Below are 16,564 nucleotides of genomic sequence, written 5' to 3'. Positions count from 1 at the left end.
TACCCGTATCCGACAAAACACAGATATTTCGGTTGCTTTGAACGGCACCGCCAATTTGAAAATATCGGATTCGAGAATCCGACCCACATTTTTCAGACGACCTTGACCCCAACCCCCGAAAGACTGCCGAACAAATGTCCCACCGCTTTTCAGACGACCTCCCCCACTTTGCCGCACGGCTGTTTCTCACCGCCGCCGCGCTGTTTGCCGTTTTTTCCCATGCCGCACCGCGTGTGGCGACTTCGGACTGGACGATAACCGAAACGCTGACGGCGATGGGGCATCCGCCCGTCGGTGTCGCCGACAGAAGGGTTTACGATACCTGGGTAAACTATCCGCCGCTGCCTGCCTCGGTGAAAGAGGCAGGTTTGCGCTTCCAGCCGAACCTGGAGAGGCTCTATCAGATCAAACCCGATTTCTTCGTACAATCTTCATGGTATGCCGCCGCCAAGCCGCAATTTGAAAAAATCGCGCCGGTACACGAGCTGGATTTCGGTACCCCAAAAGGCATCGAATACGCGCACACGCTGGATACGACGCGCAAACTGGGCAGGCTTATCGGCGATACGCCGGCTGCCGAAAAGCTGATACGCGACACGGAAAACCTGTTCGCCCGCGCCCGTCCCGTACTCGCCCCTTACCGCAACCGCCCCTTTGCGGCCGTCCAGTTTGCCGACGGCCGGCATTTGCGGATTTACAGCAAAACTTCGCTCTTTCAGGTCGTTTTCGACAAGCTGGGGCTGAAAAATGCATGGACGGGCAAGAGCAACGAATGGGGGTTTGAAAACATCACGCTGGTGGACTTGGCCAAGCTGCCGCCGGATACGGTGCTGATTATCGTCAAACCGCATCCGCAAAATACGCGGCCGGTATTGGAAAAAAGCACGCTTTGGAAAAGACTGCCGTTCAGCAGGCCGGAAAACCGCCGTATTTTCGAACCGTCGTGGAGCTACGGCGCACTACCCTCCATGCAACACTTCACTTTGCAACTGATGCGTTCGATGCCGTCTGAAACGGCATCCGCAAACAAGGAGGCCGCATGGTAAATATGTTCAGACGACCCCTGCCCCCGCTTGCCGTCCTGCTGCTTCTTTTGTGTGCGCTGACGGCATGGTGGATCTTGAAGCTGGAATGGACGCTGCCGTGGCTGCGGATTTTCGACCGCCCCGACACCCTGCCCCTGGACGCACTGATGGTGCAGAACAATACCCTGCCGCGTATGGCGATGGCGCTGCTCGCCGGCGGCAGTACGGCGGCGGCAACCATGCTGATGCAGCAGCTGATGCGCAATCCGCTCGCCTCTGACGGCACGCTGGCAGTCAGCAGCGGCGCACAGACGGCACTGGTGGCGGCAACCGTATTCGCCCCCTCCTTCCTCTCCTACGGCACGTCCGCCGTGGCTTTTGCCGGTGCGGCGGCGGCCTTGGGCGCAGTCTTGTGGCTGTCGTCCCGGCGCGGCCTGCAACCGCTTACCGTCGTGCTGGCAGGCCTGGTGGTCAGCCTCTATCTCGGCTCGCTGACGGGCATTGTGATGCTGTTTTTCAGCGAAGAGACGCGCGGCGTGATGCAGTGGGGCAGCGGCTCGCTGGTGCAGGACAGTTGGCGCGACACGCTGGGACTTTTGTGGCGCGTCGCCGCAACCGCCCTGTTTACAGCCTTTCTGATCAAACCGCTGACCATCATGAGCCTGGGTGACACGCAGGCGGAATCGGTGGGCGTCCCTGTCAAAAAAATCCGCCTGCTCTCGTTGGCAGCGGCGGCCTTTTTGGGCGCAAGCGTGGTCGGCTTCGTCGGCATGATGGGCTTTGCCGGACTGGCGGCGGCCACGCTGGTACGGCAGACGGGCGTGCGCACACTGCCCATGCGCCTGATCTGTTCCTTCATCATCGGCGCACTGCTTTTGATGCTGACTGACAACAGCCTGATGCTGCTGAAGCACTATCGCGGCATAGACCTGCCTGCCGGTGCAGTAACGGCACTCATCGGCGCGCCGCTTCTGCTGTGGCTGATGATGAAAACCCCGTCCCGTCCTTCTTTTCAGACGGCCTCCGACACCGCGCCTGCCGCGCTGCATACCTCGCGCCTGTTGCGCCTGCTGCCGCTGATTGCCATTGCCGCAGCGGTATTGGCCCTGACCGTCGGACGCTACGATGAAACCCTGCGCCTGACCATAGACCCCGAATATTTCGTATTCCGCTATCCGCGCGTGATGCTTGCCGCCGCCACTGGCACCATGCTCGCGCTGACCGGCGTGATGCTGCAAAGGCTGACGCAAAATCCGATGGCAGGCCCCGAGCTTTTGGGCATCAGTTCCGGCACGGCATTCGGCGCGATGGCCTGCGTCATGCTGTTCGGCATCACTTCGGGCAGCGGCTGGTTTTGGCTGGTCGGAGTGATTTCCGCACTGGCATCCTTGGGACTGTTGATGCTGTTCAACCGCAAAAACGGGCTGGCTCCCGAAAAAATCCTGCTTACCGGCATGGCGCTGGCCGCACTCGCCGATGCCGCCATCCGCATTTGGACGGCAAGCGGCGATTTCCGCGTACAACTGCTTTTATTGTGGATGTCAGGTTCGACCTATCAGGCAACGCCCGAATCCGCCCTTACCGTCGGCCTCCTCGCCGTCGCCTCGCTCCTCCTCATCCTCCCGCTGCAACGCTGGCTCGGACTGCTCAGCCTGAACGCGACAATCGCCCGCTCCGTCGGCATCAACGTCCCCCTCGCACGGCTGGTGCTGATCGTCTCAAGCGCAGCGTTAACCGCCTTATCCACCCTGCTTATCGGCCCCTTGAGCTTCGTCGGACTGCTTGCGCCGCATCTGGCCCGTATGCTCGGCGCACGCCTGCCCAAACAGCAACTTGCCGCCGCCGCACTCATCGGCGCATCGGTTATGATGACGGCCGACTGGCTGGGCAGGCAGGTAATGTTCCCTTACGAAGTCCCTGCCGGAATGATGGCCACGCTCATAGGCGGCGCATATTTCATGATGATGATGCGCAAGCTTTAATGGGAACGAAGATACAAAAAGGTCGTCTGAAAACAGTTTCAGACGACCTTTTTCTATTTCATGCATTAATCAATAATAAAAATCTAACAAAAATCAAATCCCAATTAATAATAACAATATTAAATTGAAGTCATAGTTCCAATAGTCAAAATCTTTCTGTATAGTCCTTTTCATAGCTTAAACAAAAGGAAAAATAAATGTCGATACAAGAAATTTATGAATGCCAAGAAACCGGCTACGAATATGCTTTTCGGCAAATCGTTTTATAAACCACTGACCATTTCACAAAGGAAATTATTATGACTGTCTCTAAATGCCCCGTAACCCACCTGACCATGAACAACGGCGCGCCCGTTGCCGACAATCAAAACAGCCTGACGGCTGGTCCGCGCGGCCCGTTGCTGGCGCAGGATTTGTGGCTGAATGAAAAACTCGCCGACTTCGTGCGCGAAGTCATCCCCGAACGCCGTATGCACGCCAAAGGTTCGGGCGCGTTCGGTACGTTTACCGTAACACACGACATCACAAAATACACCCGCGCCAAAATCTTCAGCGAAGTCGGCAAGCAAACTGAGATGTTCGCCCGTTTCACCACCGTGGCAGGCGAGCGCGGCGCAGCCGATGCGGAACGCGACATCCGCGGCTTTGCGTTGAAGTTCTATACCGAAGAAGGCAACTGGGATATGGTCGGCAACAACACGCCCGTATTCTTCCTGCGCGATCCGCGCAAATTCCCCGACCTGAACAAAGCCGTCAAACGCGACCCGCGCACCAATATGCGCTCCGCTACGAACAACTGGGACTTCTGGACGCTGCTGCCCGAAGCCCTGCACCAAGTCACCATCGTCATGAGCGACCGCGGCATTCCCGCCAGTTACCGCCATATGCACGGCTTCGGTTCGCATACTTACAGCTTCTGGAACGAAGCGGGCGAGCGTTTTTGGGTGAAATTCCATTTCCGCACCCAGCAAGGCATTAAAAACCTGACCGACAAAGAAGCTGCGAAAATCATCGGAGACGACCGCGAAAGCCACCAACGCGACTTGTACGAAGCCATCGAACGCGGCGAGTTTCCGAAATGGACGATGTACATCCAAGTCATGCCTGAAGCCGATGCGGAAAAAGTGCCTTATCATCCGTTTGACTTGACCAAAGTTTGGCCGAAAAAAGACTATCCGCTGATTGAAGTGGGCGAATTTGAGTTGAACCGCAATCCCGAAAACTTCTTCGCCGATGTGGAACAATCCGCCTTCGCACCGAGCAACCTTGTTCCCGGTATCGGCGCCAGCCCCGACAAAATGCTGCAAGCCCGTTTGTTCAATTACGCCGACGCGCAACGTTACCGCCTGGGCGTAAACTTCCGCCAAATCCCCGTCAACCGCCCGCGTTGTCCCGTCCACAGCAACCAGCGCGACGGACAAGGCCGCGCCGACGGCAACTACGGCAGCCTGCCGCACTACGAACCCAACAGCTTCGGCCAATGGCAGCAACAGCCCGACTTCGCCGAACCGCCTTTGAAAATCAGCGGCGACGCGGCGCACTGGGACTACCGTCAAGACGATGACGACTATTTCAGCCAACCGCGCGCCTTGTTTAACCTGATGAACGACGCGCAGAAACAGGCTTTGTTCGACAACACCGCCGCCGCCATGGGCGACGCCCCCGACTTCATCAAATACCGCCACATCCGCAACTGCCACCGTTGCGACCCCGCCTACGGCGAAGGCGTGGCGAAAGCCTTGGGGCTGACCGTTGAAGATGCGAAAGCCGCCCGCGCGACCGACCCCGCACTGGGTCAGCCCGGTTTGCTGTAAATGGGAGGAGCTATGTGGATAGAGATTGAAGCGTTGTTATCCCACGCAATCCGATACCGCAAACCGCTGACTTAGGCGTGATACGCAAATAAGGAAGTATTGTTAAGCATCCTTTTGGGATTGATTAAAAAGGTCGTCTGAAAACCTGGTTTCCTAGTTTTCAGACGACCTTTTACCATTCAAATCAAGCTTTATTCAACCGTAACCGATTTCGCCAGATTGCGCGGTTTGTCCACGTCCGTGCCGCGTGCGAGGGCGGCGTGGTAGGACAGGAGCTGCACGGGGATGGTATGCACGATCGGCGAGAGTACGCCGACGTGTCGCGGGGCGCGGATGACGTGCACGCCGTCGGTGGCGTTGAAATTGCTGTCCAAATCGGCAAAGACGAAGAGTTCGCCGCCGCGTGCGCCGACTTCCTGCATATTGGCTTTGACTTTGTCCAGCAAGCCGTCGTTCGGTGCGATGACGACGACGGGCATGTTTTCGTCCACCAATGCCAGCGGGCCATGTTTCAATTCGCCTGCGGGATAGGCTTCGGCGTGGATGTAGGTGATTTCTTTCAGCTTCAACGCGCCTTCGAGAGCGATCGGGAAGTGGATGCCTCGACCTAAAAACAGTGCGCTGTTTTTCTTGGCGAATTTTTGCGCCCACGCGGCGATTTGCGGCTCAAGGTTGAGGGCGTGTTGGATGCTGCCGGGCAGTTGGCGCAGTTCTTCGACGTATTCATGCGCTTTTTCGGCGGAAACAAAGCCGCGTTGTTTGCCCAGCGTTACCGCCAAGCCGAACAATACAACCAGTTGCGTGGTGAACGCTTTGGTAGAGGCAACGCCGATTTCTGCGCCGGCACGGGTGTACAGCACCAATTCGCTTTCGCGCGGCAGGGCGGATTCCATGACGTTGCAGATGGACAGGCTGTGTTTGTGTCCTAAAGACTGCGCGTATTTCAGGGCTTCCATCGTGTCCAAGGTTTCGCCGGATTGGGAAATGGTGATGACCAATTGTTTTGGATCGGCAATCACGTCGCGGTAGCGGTATTCGCTGGCGATTTCGACATCGGTCGGGATTTTGGCGATGGATTCGAGCCAGTATTTAGAGGTCAGCGCGGCGTAGTAGGACGTGCCGCAGGCAAGGATTTTGATGCTGCGGATGTCGTCGAACACTTCGCGTGCGTTCGCGCCGAAGTTTTCAGGTTCGAAGCCACCGTCAAGGAAGACTTCGGCGGTATCGGCGATGGCACGCGGCTGTTCGTGGATTTCTTTTTGCATGAAGTGGCTGTACGGGCCCAACTCCAGCGAAGCGAGCGACAATTCGGATACTTTGACTTTGCGTTGGGTGTCGGCACCGGTTTTGTCGATGAGTTTTTCGATGCCGTTCGCGCTCAATACGGCGATGTCGCCGTCTTCCAAATAGGCAATGCGGCGGGTAAAGGCGATGACGGCGGAAACGTCGGAGGCGATGAAGGTTTCTTGGTCGCCCAATGCCACCAAGAGCGGGCAGCCCATGCGTGCGACCACCATTTCTTCGGGTTTGTCCTGCGCCATCACGGCGATGGCATACGCGCCGTGGAAACGGGCGGTAGCTGCGCGGACGGCTTCAAACAGTTTACCGCCGTTTTGGGTGTATTCGTGATTGACGCTGTGGGCGATGACTTCGGTATCGGTTTGCGATTCGAAGGTGTAACCCAAGGCTTTGAGGCGTTCGCGTTCAGCTTCGAAGTTTTCGATGATGCCGTTGTGGACGACGGCAATCATGCCGCCGGAGATGTGGGGGTGGGCGTTGGGTTCGGTTACGCCGCCGTGGGTTGCCCAGCGGGTATGGCCGATGCCGATGTGTCCGAACACGCCTTTTTCGCGCGCGGCGTCTTCCATCAGCTGCACGCGGCCGACACGGCGCACGCGCTTGATTTTGCCGTCTGTATTCACGGCGATACCCGACGAGTCGTAGCCCCGATATTCAAGGCGTTTGAGACCGTCGGTCAGAAAATCGACTACATTGTGATTGGCGCGGATGGCGCCGACGATACCGCACATATAAGTTCCTTAGTATCTAAAGTTGAAAAAAGGCAAGACGCCGGCTTCCGTACGCCTTGCCCGCACATTATATCAGAGCGAAATATATCATACTGAATTATAAGGGGTAGCTTTAGAAAGCTGACTACATCCTTTACCTAGACATCTATTTAATAACAAGGTTCATCTTTCAATATGTTATTTTCCTTCTTACCCTGTTTTCCAAGGGTAATTTTCGTAAAATTGTTGACAATATTGACCGTTTTCACATGAAAATTTGCGCTGAATCGAATTTTTTACACTCTCTCGTTTCAAATTTCTAGTTTAATTACTTAGAATATATAACCAATTTATTTTAAAATAATGGAATTTTCAAAAATATTTTTATATTTTATTGACTATATATACCAAATAATAAAATTCTCAAAAAAATAATGTCAACAATTTTCATCAAAACTGCTTGGCAGGCAAAAAAATTAGGTTTATATTGCTTTCCACAAATTCATCATCCTTTCCAATCTAATCCACAGGGAGCATAAAATGACCGATTTGAACGCCTTGTTTGCCAACCTCAAACAACGTAACCCCAATCAAGAGCCGTTTCACCAAGCGGTTGAAGAAGTATTCATGAGCTTGGGCCCGTTTTTGGCAAAAAACCCGAAATACACCCAACAAAACCTGCTTGAACGCATCGTCGAACCTGAACGCGTCATTATGTTCCGCGTCACTTGGGTGGACGACAAAGGACAAGTCCAAGTCAACCGCGGTTACCGTATTCAAATGAGCTCCGCCATCGGCCCTTACAAAGGCGGCTTGCGCTTCCACCCGACCGTCGATTTGGGCGTATTGAAATTCCTCGCCTTTGAACAAGTGTTCAAAAACGCCCTGACCACCCTGCCTATGGGCGGCGGTAAAGGCGGTTCCGACTTCGACCCCAAAGGCAAATCCGACGCCGAAGTGATGCGTTTCTGCCAAGCCTTTATGAACGAACTCTACCGCCACATCGGCCCGAACACCGACGTACCTGCGGGCGACATCGGCGTAGGCGGCCGCGAAATCGGTTTCCTCTTCGGACAATACAAAAAAATCCGCAACGAATTTGCCTCCGTCCTGACCGGCAAAGGCCTCGAATGGGGCGGCAGCCTTATCCGTCCGGAAGCGACCGGCTACGGTACTGTGTACTTCGCCCAATCCATGCTGCAAACGCGCGGCGATTCGATTGAAGGCAAACGCGTGCTGATTTCCGGCTCCGGCAACGTCGCACAATACGCCGCCGAAAAAGCCATCCAGCTGGGCGCGAAAGTGCTGACCGTTTCCGACTCCAACGGCTTCGTCCTCTTCCCCGACAGCGGCATGACCGAAGACCAACTCGCCGCGCTTATCGAGCTGAAAGAAGTCCGTCGCGAACGTGTTTCCACCTATGCCAAAGAACAAGGTTTGAAATACTTTGAAAACCAAAAACCGTGGGGCGTTGCCGCCGAAGTCGCCCTGCCCTGCGCGACCCAAAACGAATTGGACGAAGAAGCCGCCAAAACCTTGCTGGCAAACGGCTGCTACGTCGTTGCCGAAGGTGCAAACATGCCTTCTACTTTGGGCGCGGTCGAGCAGTTCGTCAAAGCGGGCATCCTGTATGCGCCGGGCAAAGCCTCCAACGCCGGCGGCGTGGCAACTTCAGGCTTGGAAATGAGCCAAAACGCCGTCCGTCTAGCTTGGAGCCGCGAAGAAGTCGACCAACGCCTATTCGACATCATGCAAAGCATCCACGAATCCTGCCTGAAATACGGCACTGAAAACGGCAAAACCAACTACGTCAACGGCGCGAACATCGCCGGTTTCGTCAAAGTCGCCGATGCGATGCTGGCGCAAGGCATCGTGTAAGTCTGATTCTCCTGACTTTAAAATGTGGAAAGGTCGTCTGAAAACCTTGAATCGGGGTTTTCAGACGACCTTTTTTATAGCCTGAGGGCAAATTTCTTGTTACAGTCTGTCCATTACCATTTATATTTATTAGGAGCCATTATGCTGAGCCGTTATGTTTTTTTATCTGCCTGCCTCCTCTCTTGCGCCACCTTCGCACAAACCTTGTCCCAAACCCTGCCCAACGGTCTGAAAATCATCGTCAAAGAAGACCGCCGCGCACCTGTCGCCGTTTCCCAGATTTGGTACAAAGTCGGCAGCGTGGATGAGAAACCGGGCAAAAGCGGATTAAGCCACGCCTTAGAACACATGATGTTCAAAGGTACGCCTTCCGTACCATCAGGCGAATACAGCAGCCGCATCGCCCGTTTGGGCGGCGATGACAATGCCTATACCAACCGCAGCGAAACGGTATATTACGCCAATATCGCCTCTGCCAACTTGCCCGAAGTCCTCAAACTTGAAGCCGACCGGATGCACAACCTCAATTTCAGCGATAAAGAGTTCGCTAACGAAATGAACGTTATCCGAGAAGAACGCCGCCAGCGTACAGAAGACGATGCCGACGGGAAGATGTGGGAACAAATCTACCTGAACAGCTTCACCCTGCCCTCCATGAAAGCCTCCGTTATCGGCTATATGGAAGACCTGCACACCTTGCGTGCCGACGATTTGCGTGCTTGGTACAAACAATTTTACGCACCCAATAATGCCGTTTTGGTCATCGTCGGCGATGTCGATGCCAAACAGACCCTGCGCACGGCGGCAGGATTGTTCGGCAAAATACCGCGTAAATCTTTGCCTGAACGGAACAACCTGAAAGCCGAACCGGTCAAACGCGCACCTTCCTTTGCCCAAGCTTCCTCTCCCGTTACCCGTCAACCGTTGGCTGCCATCAGCTGGCGCGTTCCCTCCCTCTCCCGCCTTGACGACAAGCTGCCTTACGCCTTGGATGTACTGACCGACGTTTTGGCGGGCAATACCTCCAGCCGTTTGGACAAAAACCTCGTGCGAGACAAACAAAGTGCGTTAAGCGCAAATGCCCATTACGACCTGCTCAGCCGCGAAATGCCGCTTTTCGGCGTATTTGGAATGCCTGCTGAAAACGTATCCGCCGAGACCCTGCTTACGCAGATGAAGTCCGAAATCAAAGACATCGCCGACAACGGCATCAGCAAAGAAGAGCTCGACCGCATCAAAGCACAGGCATTGGCGGGCGAAATCTACGCGCGCGACTCCATGGTTTCACAAGCTTCGCTGATGGGTCGTTTGGAAGCACGCGGGTTCAAATATTCCGATGAAGCCGCAATCCGCCGCCGCATACAGGCCGTAACCGCCGAAGAAGTACAAAAAGCCGCACAAATGCTGACGGACGACCGTTCAAGTACCGTCATCATCATGCCGGAATCCGCCCCTCCCGCACCGGCAGACTATACGGCAGTAAAAAAGCCTGAAAAACAATGACAAACCGTTTTCAGACGACCTCTTGCTGTGCGATAATGCCAAACGATAACATCTTAACGTGATTGCTAAGATAAAATTTACCGTGTTCCATTATCACCCTGGCAAAACATCCTTCTTACACAGAGGTCGTCTGAAAATGAAATCCTCCTTTTCCTCCGTTTTCCGTACCGCGCTGACCGTCTCTTCCGTTCTGATCCTCAGTGCGTGTCCAAGCAACACTTCCCCCGTCAACCCGCCGCGGCACAACACCCAAATTACCCCTCCCCCCAAACCGCAGGCAGTCGTTGCTTTAGCACTCGGCGGCGGCGCATCCAAAGGGTTTGCCCATATCGGCATCATCAAAGCCCTCAAACAAAACGGCATCCCCGTCAAAATCATTACCGGTACGTCGGCAGGCGCCATCGTCGGCAGCCTGTATGCCTCCGGCGCAAGTCCCGACCGTTTGGAATTGGAAGCCGAAATTCTCGGCTCAACCGATTTGGTCGATCTGACCCTATCCACCAGCGGCTTTATCAAAGGACAAAAACTGCAAGACTACATCAACCGCAAAGTCGGTAACCGCCCGATTCAAGACTTCCCGATTAAATTCGCCGCCGTCGCCACCGACTTCGAATCTTCCAAAGCCGTCGCCTTCAACCGCGGCAATGCCGGACAGGCAGTCCGCGCATCCGCCGCCATCCCCAACGTGTTCCAACCCGTCCTGATCGGCGGCCGTCGATACGTTGACGGCGGACTGACCCAGCCCGTACCCGTCAGCGCGGCAAAAAAACAGGGAGCAAACTTCATCATCGCCGTTGATATTTCCGACAGGCCGTCTAAAAACCTCAAACAAGGCTTTTTCTCCTACCTCGACCAATCCATCAACGTCATGTCGCAATCGGCCCTGCAACATGAATTAAGCCAAGCAAATGTCATCATCCATCCCCAAGTCTTGGACTTAGGCGCGGTCGGCGGCTTCAGCCAAAAACAACGTGCCATTGCCGAGGGAGAACGTGCCGCGAAAGCCGCCATTCCTGAAATACGGCGCAAACTGGCTGCATACCGCTACTAAGCCTTTAGTGCTTTATGCAAATAAAAAGGTCGTCTGAAAATGGGAAACTGTTTTCAGACGACCTTTGTTTAAGGAAGATGCTTCGTTCTTTATTGCGGGAGCTGCCTTTGTTTTAAACGGAAGCCATCAAGATAAAAGGGATATAAACATGAACCGTATTTAAAAAAGGTCGTCTGAAAACCGTATGGGCTTTTCAGACGACCTTTCGATATTGTGCCTTGAAGCTTACAAGGTACCGTAAGAGTGCAGGCCGCTCAGGAACATATTGACGCCGATGAAGGCAAAGGCGGTAACGAACAGTCCGATGACTGCCCACCATGCGAGGATTTTGCCGCGCCAGCCGGCGACGAGGCGCAGGTGCAGCCAGACGGCGTAGTTGAGCCAGACGATGAATGCCCAAGTTTCTTTCGGGTCCCAGCTCCAGTAGCGTCCCCATGCGTCAGCCGCCCACAGTGCGCCGAGGATGGTGGCGATGGTGAAGAACAGAAAGCCGACGGCGATGGCTTTGTACATGACTTCTTCGATGACTTGCGAAGGCGGCAGCGATGATTTTTTGCCGACGTTTTCGTTTCTCAATGCCCAAAGTTCGGCGATGCCGAGCATGGCGGCAATACAGAATGCGCCGTAGCCGATGAAGTTAGCAGGAACGTGGATTTTCATCCACCATGATTGCAGGGCGGGAATCAGGGGTTGGATGGTGTGTGCTTCGCGGGAAAAGCTGTACCAAAGGACGAAGCCGACGACGATTGCCATGAAGCTGAAGACGAAGCCGCCGAGTTTTTGTACGGCAAAACGGGCTTCGTAGTAGAGGTACATCAGGGCGGTGATGACGAGGAAGAGGATGAAGACTTCGTAGAGGTTGGAAACGGGGATGTGTCCTGCGTCAGGGCGCAGGAGGTAGCTTTCGTGCCAGCGCACTAAAAGCCCGGTAAAGCCTGCGACGGCAGACACCCAGGCAAAGACGGAACCCATGCCGAGCAGGGTGTTGGTGGCGACGTTTTTGCGTTGTGCCAACACGGCGCCGGTGATGTAGGCGAAGAGTGCGAAGAAGACGAAGGCGCATTGCCACATAATCGCGGACTGGCTGCTGAGGAAGTATTTGAGCAGGAAGCCGTCGGAATGCGTGATTTCGCCATCGTAGAGCATGACGGCGCCGTATGCGAGGACGGCACACAAGGGGACAAACCAGCGCATGGGTTTGAAAAACCAGCCTAAAAAGACGGTAATGCCCGCGCTTGCCCACAAAATCACCATTTCGTAGATGTCCATGGCGTGCTGAATGCGGGTTTGGGCGAAGAATGCGCCGGCTGCGGTCAAGAGGGCGAATAGGCAGTCAACCGTATTCAGGGACTTGAGGAACGATTTGTGCGTCAGCAGCTCGTGTTCGGGTAGGGGGTTATGGTTATGCGTCATGGTTCAAATCTTTCGCCAGTCGTTGCAGGCTTTGTGTATGTTGCGGAAACTCTTTTTGCAGGTCGCGCTCGTTGCGGCTGGAAGACATGGCAAAGCGGATGTGGTCGTCTGAAAACAGAACCCACGCGCGTTTCTCGCGGATGTAGAACATAAATATCGTGCCGAGAACCAGCAAAACAGAGCCTAAATAGACTAAAAATGCACCGGGCGAACGGGTCATTTGCAAGCCGGAGGAGCGGACTTCTTCAAAGCCGTCCAGTTGCAGGAGCATGGGGGCGGGGTATTCGGTCAGGCCGGTATAGGCGTCCATGCTGTGCAGCAGGAAGCGGTTGCGCGCTTCGTCTTGAGGCCATGCGGGCAGCTTGTATTTTTGGATGGTTTCTTCCAATACGGCGTTCATGACGCCGAACAGCATTTCGTAAAAATATCCCTGCATTTTTTCCTGCTGCTCTTTGGGGATGTTTTTGGTGATAAATTCGTCCAACGCCAAATAGCCGCCTTTCGCAAAAATGCCCAAGGTGTTTTCGGCGGCAAGGGTGAATTGCTCGCGGATGTTGTCGGGCGCGTTCAAGGTCGCGTTGCGGATGACGGCTTTGCGTGCGGCTTCGTCTTTCAAGAGTTCGCGCATCGCCATGAAGGTATCGGGTTTGAAAGTCTTATCGGCAGGAATGCGCAGCCAACGGTATTGCTGTTCCAGGCCTGTGCGCGTACCGGTGATGAAGAAATAATCCTGTTCCTGCTTAACGGGCAGCATGTAGTTTTTATATTCGACAGCCTGACCCGCTTTGTCGCGGATTCGGTAAACAACGGACGGGCCGATGTTGGTGTATTTTTTGTTTTCTTGAGAGACGGCGCGCACGTCGTTAATCGCTGATTGCAGGGTTTGCTCTTTTTCAGACGACTTGCTCATGTCTTCCACGTTCATAGACGTGAATTGGTCAAACTCCAGTTTGTAGGACGTATTGCCGATGTCGAGCGGGAAGTCGCGCATAGATGTCGCCCTGAGCGTTACCGGCTCGCGGCTTGGGTTGCCCAAGTTCCAGGCTTTGAACTTCAAATCGGAGCCGCCGTCGGCAAAGCTCGCTTGATAGATGGTGATGCCGTGCAGCGTCAGCGGATGATTGACGCGGATGGTGTGTTCGGATTTTTTGCCGCTTTCCTTGTCGGTAATTTCCAAATCGCTGGCAAAATCACGCGGCATCCCGGTATTGTAAAAGTCGATGTGGAATTTCTTCAGCTTCACTTCAAACGGCAAATCCTGAACCAGCATCCCGTTGTCGGCATTGAGAAAGACCACGTCCGCGCTTTGCCCTTCGGTAATGTTCACATTGCCGCGGAACGACAGGTTCGACGTACCCAAAATGCTTTCCGGTTTGAAGTCTTTGGCATAGACGGAATGGTTGTCCGGCACGACGCGTCCGGTCAGCATACCGATTTTCAGCAGGAGGTTGCTGTCTATCAAGCCGCCCAAGCAAATCACAATCAGCGCAGTATGGGCAAAGATATACCCCCACTTGTTCATCGCCCCTTTTTTAGCAGCAACCAAAACCGATCCGTCTTCGCGCGTTACGGTTTTGCAGCTGAAGCCTTGTACTTCGAGATAACGCCGGGCGATTTCAGACGACATCTTGCCTTCCAACACAGTCGAATGGCGCATCGCCGCCAATGATTTTTCTTTGGCGTTTTCACGGAACGATTTGATTTCGCGGAGAAAAGGCGGAACATTGCGAATCAGGCACAAGCTGGTCGATATCACCAAAAACATCATGATGACCACAAACCAAGCGGACGCATAAACATCGTACAAGCCTAAAAAATTGAAAATCTGCGACCAAAACGGACCGAATTTCACAACATAATTGACCTGCGGCTGGTTTTGCTGCAACACCGTCCCGATAACCGAAGCGACACCCAAAAGACTGAGCAAGGCAACGGCAAAACGCATGGAGCTTAAAAAAGCGAACCAAGGTTTGCGGATAAGGGGGACGGATGAAGAGGATTTGCTCATAGCGGTTTGATTTGATAAAGAATACGGGGATGGTCGGGATCCGGAAGAGGCCCGATTATCGAACGGCACGAAAAATAGATATGATGGGGCAAAAAGCCAAAGGCTGCCATTTGAAAATACTTATTGCCTCAAAAGCGGCGGCATACCATCGCACAAGGTCGTCTGAAAACAATTGCCCAAGAGCAAGCGTTTTCAGACGACCTTGATATTCACATCATCCGCAAACAGACGGATTGACAGGAATCAATGCAGACCTTGGATGAAGTTGGAAACCGCATTCAACTCTTCTTCGGTCAGGCGTTTGGCAATATCTTCCATAATCGCGTTTTTGCGTTGTCCGGATTTATAAGCCTTCATTTGATCGACCACATAAGACATATGTTGGCCGCCTAAGCGCGGATATGCGCCGATTTCGGTACCGCCGCCCGGAATACCCGCGCCGCTGGGGCCGTGGCAGGACATACAGGCAGGAACTTTTTTATCCACCAAACCGCCTCGGTAGATTTTGCCGCCCAAAACAGGATCATTTTGTTTCGGGTTAGCCTCGCCGGATTTGGCCTGTTGTTTGGCATAGAATGCGGATACATTCAGAATGTCTTGCTCGGACAGGTTCATCACCATAGGTTTCATCACAGCGGCGGAACCGTTTGTACGTTTGCCTTCTTTAATGTCCAAGGTTTGACGGTAGATATAGGCACTGTGTTGCGCGGCGAGCTTTGGATACATGGCGATACCGCTGTTGCCGTCCGCCGCATGACATGCCGCACAAATGGTAGTAGCCACTTCTTTGCCTTTTGCAATATCCGCTTTCGGGGCAGCGACAGCCGCGCCGGCAGCCAAAACCAAGGCCGCTAAAGTCAATCGTTTCATGGAGTGCTCCTGATTACAGCATTGCATACCGCGACAATGCCTTTTTTATACTCAAAACGCCGGATAAATTTTACCCGATAAAAACCGATAATTCTATAAACGTGCTATTCTATACTAGATTTACATTAAATTACTACCATGTTTCGCAACATGGACACGGCAAATTCCGCCACTCCGTCTCAGGGAACAAGGAAATACGGATGAACCTCTTTCAGAACGCCAAATTCTTCACTACCGTCAACCATCTCAAAGACCTGCCCGACACACCCGCAGAAATCGCATTTGTCGGGCGCAGTAACGCAGGCAAATCCAGCGCGATCAATACCCTGACCAACCATGTCCGGCTCGCCTACGTTTCCAAAACGCCGGGGCGAACCCAACACATCAATTTCTTCGAATTGAGCAACGGCAGCTTTATGGTCGATTTGCCGGGTTACGGCTATGCACAAGTTCCCGAAGCCATCCGCACGCATTGGGTCAAACTCTTGGGCGACTACCTCCAACAACGGCGCCAGCTCATCGGCTTGGTGTTGATTATGGATGCGCGCCACCCATTGAAAGAGCTGGATTTGAGGATGCTGGACTTTTTCCACATCACCGGCCGCCCTGTGCATATTTTGTTGTCGAAAGCCGACAAGCTGTCGAAAAACGAGCAAATCAAAACTTTAGGCTCAGTCAAAAAATCGCTCAAACCCTATATGACCCGTCAACGCATCAGCGTACAACTATTTTCCAGCCTTAAAAAGCAAGGCATCGAAGAAGTCAACCAAGTCGTTGGAGCATGGTTTGCTACGCATCAAGAAGAAATGGACAACTTGAATATCGGAAATCCGGAAAATTCCGAGTCATTGTAATCGGTCGTCGTATGGTCTGCATTGACGGGACGCAAATCCGTACTGTTCCTGTTGTATTTAACACGAAAGGTCGTCTGAAAACGCTTGGTAGTGATTCAGACGACCTTTATCACTTCCCCAGCCTACCACCTGCCCGATGCTTACCTTGTTGAGGAAG

The 16,564-nt window shown here is 53.7% G+C and carries 11 protein-coding genes; 7 read left to right on the top strand and 4 right to left on the bottom strand.

The window, feature by feature from the left end:
* Nucleotides 1-134: 134 nt before the first annotated feature.
* From MON37_RS02050 to katA, 3 genes are all read left to right on the top strand, one after another.
* Entirely contained in the window at nucleotides 135-1,046 is a 912-nt protein-coding gene (locus MON37_RS02050; RefSeq protein WP_039406658.1) for an iron-siderophore ABC transporter substrate-binding protein, read from the top strand.
* Entirely contained in the window at nucleotides 1,040-3,007 is a 1,968-nt protein-coding gene (gene fhuB / locus MON37_RS02045; protein WP_052242817.1) for a Fe(3+)-hydroxamate ABC transporter permease FhuB, read from the top strand. The genes MON37_RS02050 and fhuB overlap by 7 nt, the downstream gene beginning before the upstream one ends.
* Nucleotides 3,008-3,306: 299 nt before the next feature.
* Nucleotides 3,307-4,821 carry a catalase KatA gene (katA, locus tag MON37_RS02040; RefSeq protein WP_039406662.1) on the top strand — a complete coding sequence of 505 codons (1,515 nt, stop codon included), beginning with the start codon at nucleotides 3,307-3,309 and terminating at the stop codon, nucleotides 4,819-4,821.
* Nucleotides 4,822-5,012: 191 nt separating this feature from the next.
* Here the strand turns inward: katA and glmS are convergent, their stop codons facing one another.
* Nucleotides 5,013-6,851: a glutamine--fructose-6-phosphate transaminase (isomerizing) gene (gene glmS, locus MON37_RS02035; protein ID WP_039406665.1), complete on the bottom strand. Its 1,839-nt coding sequence runs from the start codon at nucleotides 6,849-6,851 to the stop codon at nucleotides 5,013-5,015.
* 519 nt (nucleotides 6,852-7,370) lie between these two features.
* Here glmS and gdhA point away from each other — a divergent pair.
* The 3 genes from gdhA to MON37_RS02020 all read left to right on the top strand — a co-directional run bounded on the left by gdhA (nucleotide 7,371) and on the right by MON37_RS02020 (nucleotide 11,262).
* The gene (gene gdhA / locus MON37_RS02030; RefSeq protein WP_039406668.1) at nucleotides 7,371-8,708 is read left to right on the top strand and encodes an NADP-specific glutamate dehydrogenase; all 1,338 of its coding nucleotides are present in this window, start codon (nucleotides 7,371-7,373) and stop codon (nucleotides 8,706-8,708) included.
* A gap of 141 nt (nucleotides 8,709-8,849) precedes the next feature.
* Nucleotides 8,850-10,211, top strand: a complete 1,362-nt coding sequence (locus MON37_RS02025) for a M16 family metallopeptidase (RefSeq protein WP_039406672.1) — start codon at nucleotides 8,850-8,852, stop codon at nucleotides 10,209-10,211.
* A 136-nt stretch (nucleotides 10,212-10,347) separates the two neighbouring features.
* Entirely contained in the window at nucleotides 10,348-11,262 is a 915-nt protein-coding gene (locus MON37_RS02020) for a patatin-like phospholipase family protein (protein WP_039406674.1), read from the top strand.
* A 225-nt stretch (nucleotides 11,263-11,487) separates the two neighbouring features.
* Here the strand turns inward: MON37_RS02020 and ccsB are convergent, their stop codons facing one another.
* The 3 genes from ccsB to MON37_RS02005 all read right to left on the bottom strand — a co-directional run bounded on the left by ccsB (nucleotide 11,488) and on the right by MON37_RS02005 (nucleotide 15,553).
* A complete protein-coding gene (gene ccsB, locus MON37_RS02015) occupies nucleotides 11,488-12,675 on the bottom strand; it encodes a c-type cytochrome biogenesis protein CcsB (protein WP_039406678.1) in 1,188 nt (395 codons plus the stop codon).
* Entirely contained in the window at nucleotides 12,665-14,683 is a 2,019-nt protein-coding gene (locus MON37_RS02010; protein WP_107820276.1) for a cytochrome c biogenesis protein ResB, read from the bottom strand. Before MON37_RS02010 ends, ccsB begins: the two co-directional genes overlap by 11 nt.
* A 243-nt stretch (nucleotides 14,684-14,926) precedes the next feature.
* Nucleotides 14,927-15,553, bottom strand: coding sequence for a c-type cytochrome (locus tag MON37_RS02005; protein WP_003759506.1), 627 nt, complete (start codon nucleotides 15,551-15,553; stop codon nucleotides 14,927-14,929).
* Between the two features lie 200 nt (nucleotides 15,554-15,753).
* On the opposite strand from MON37_RS02005, the gene yihA reads away from it, so the two are divergent.
* Nucleotides 15,754-16,407 carry a ribosome biogenesis GTP-binding protein YihA/YsxC gene (yihA, locus tag MON37_RS02000; protein WP_003759508.1) on the top strand — a complete coding sequence of 218 codons (654 nt, stop codon included), beginning with the start codon at nucleotides 15,754-15,756 and terminating at the stop codon, nucleotides 16,405-16,407.
* The last annotated feature ends 157 nt before the right edge of the window (nucleotides 16,408-16,564 follow it).

It is taken from the genome of Morococcus cerebrosus (genome assembly GCF_022749515.1).
GTDB classification, from domain to species: domain Bacteria; phylum Pseudomonadota; class Gammaproteobacteria; order Burkholderiales; family Neisseriaceae; genus Neisseria; species Neisseria cerebrosa.
The sequence above is the reverse complement of the archived record's forward strand: the minus strand, read 5'-3'. Positions and strand labels throughout refer to the sequence as shown.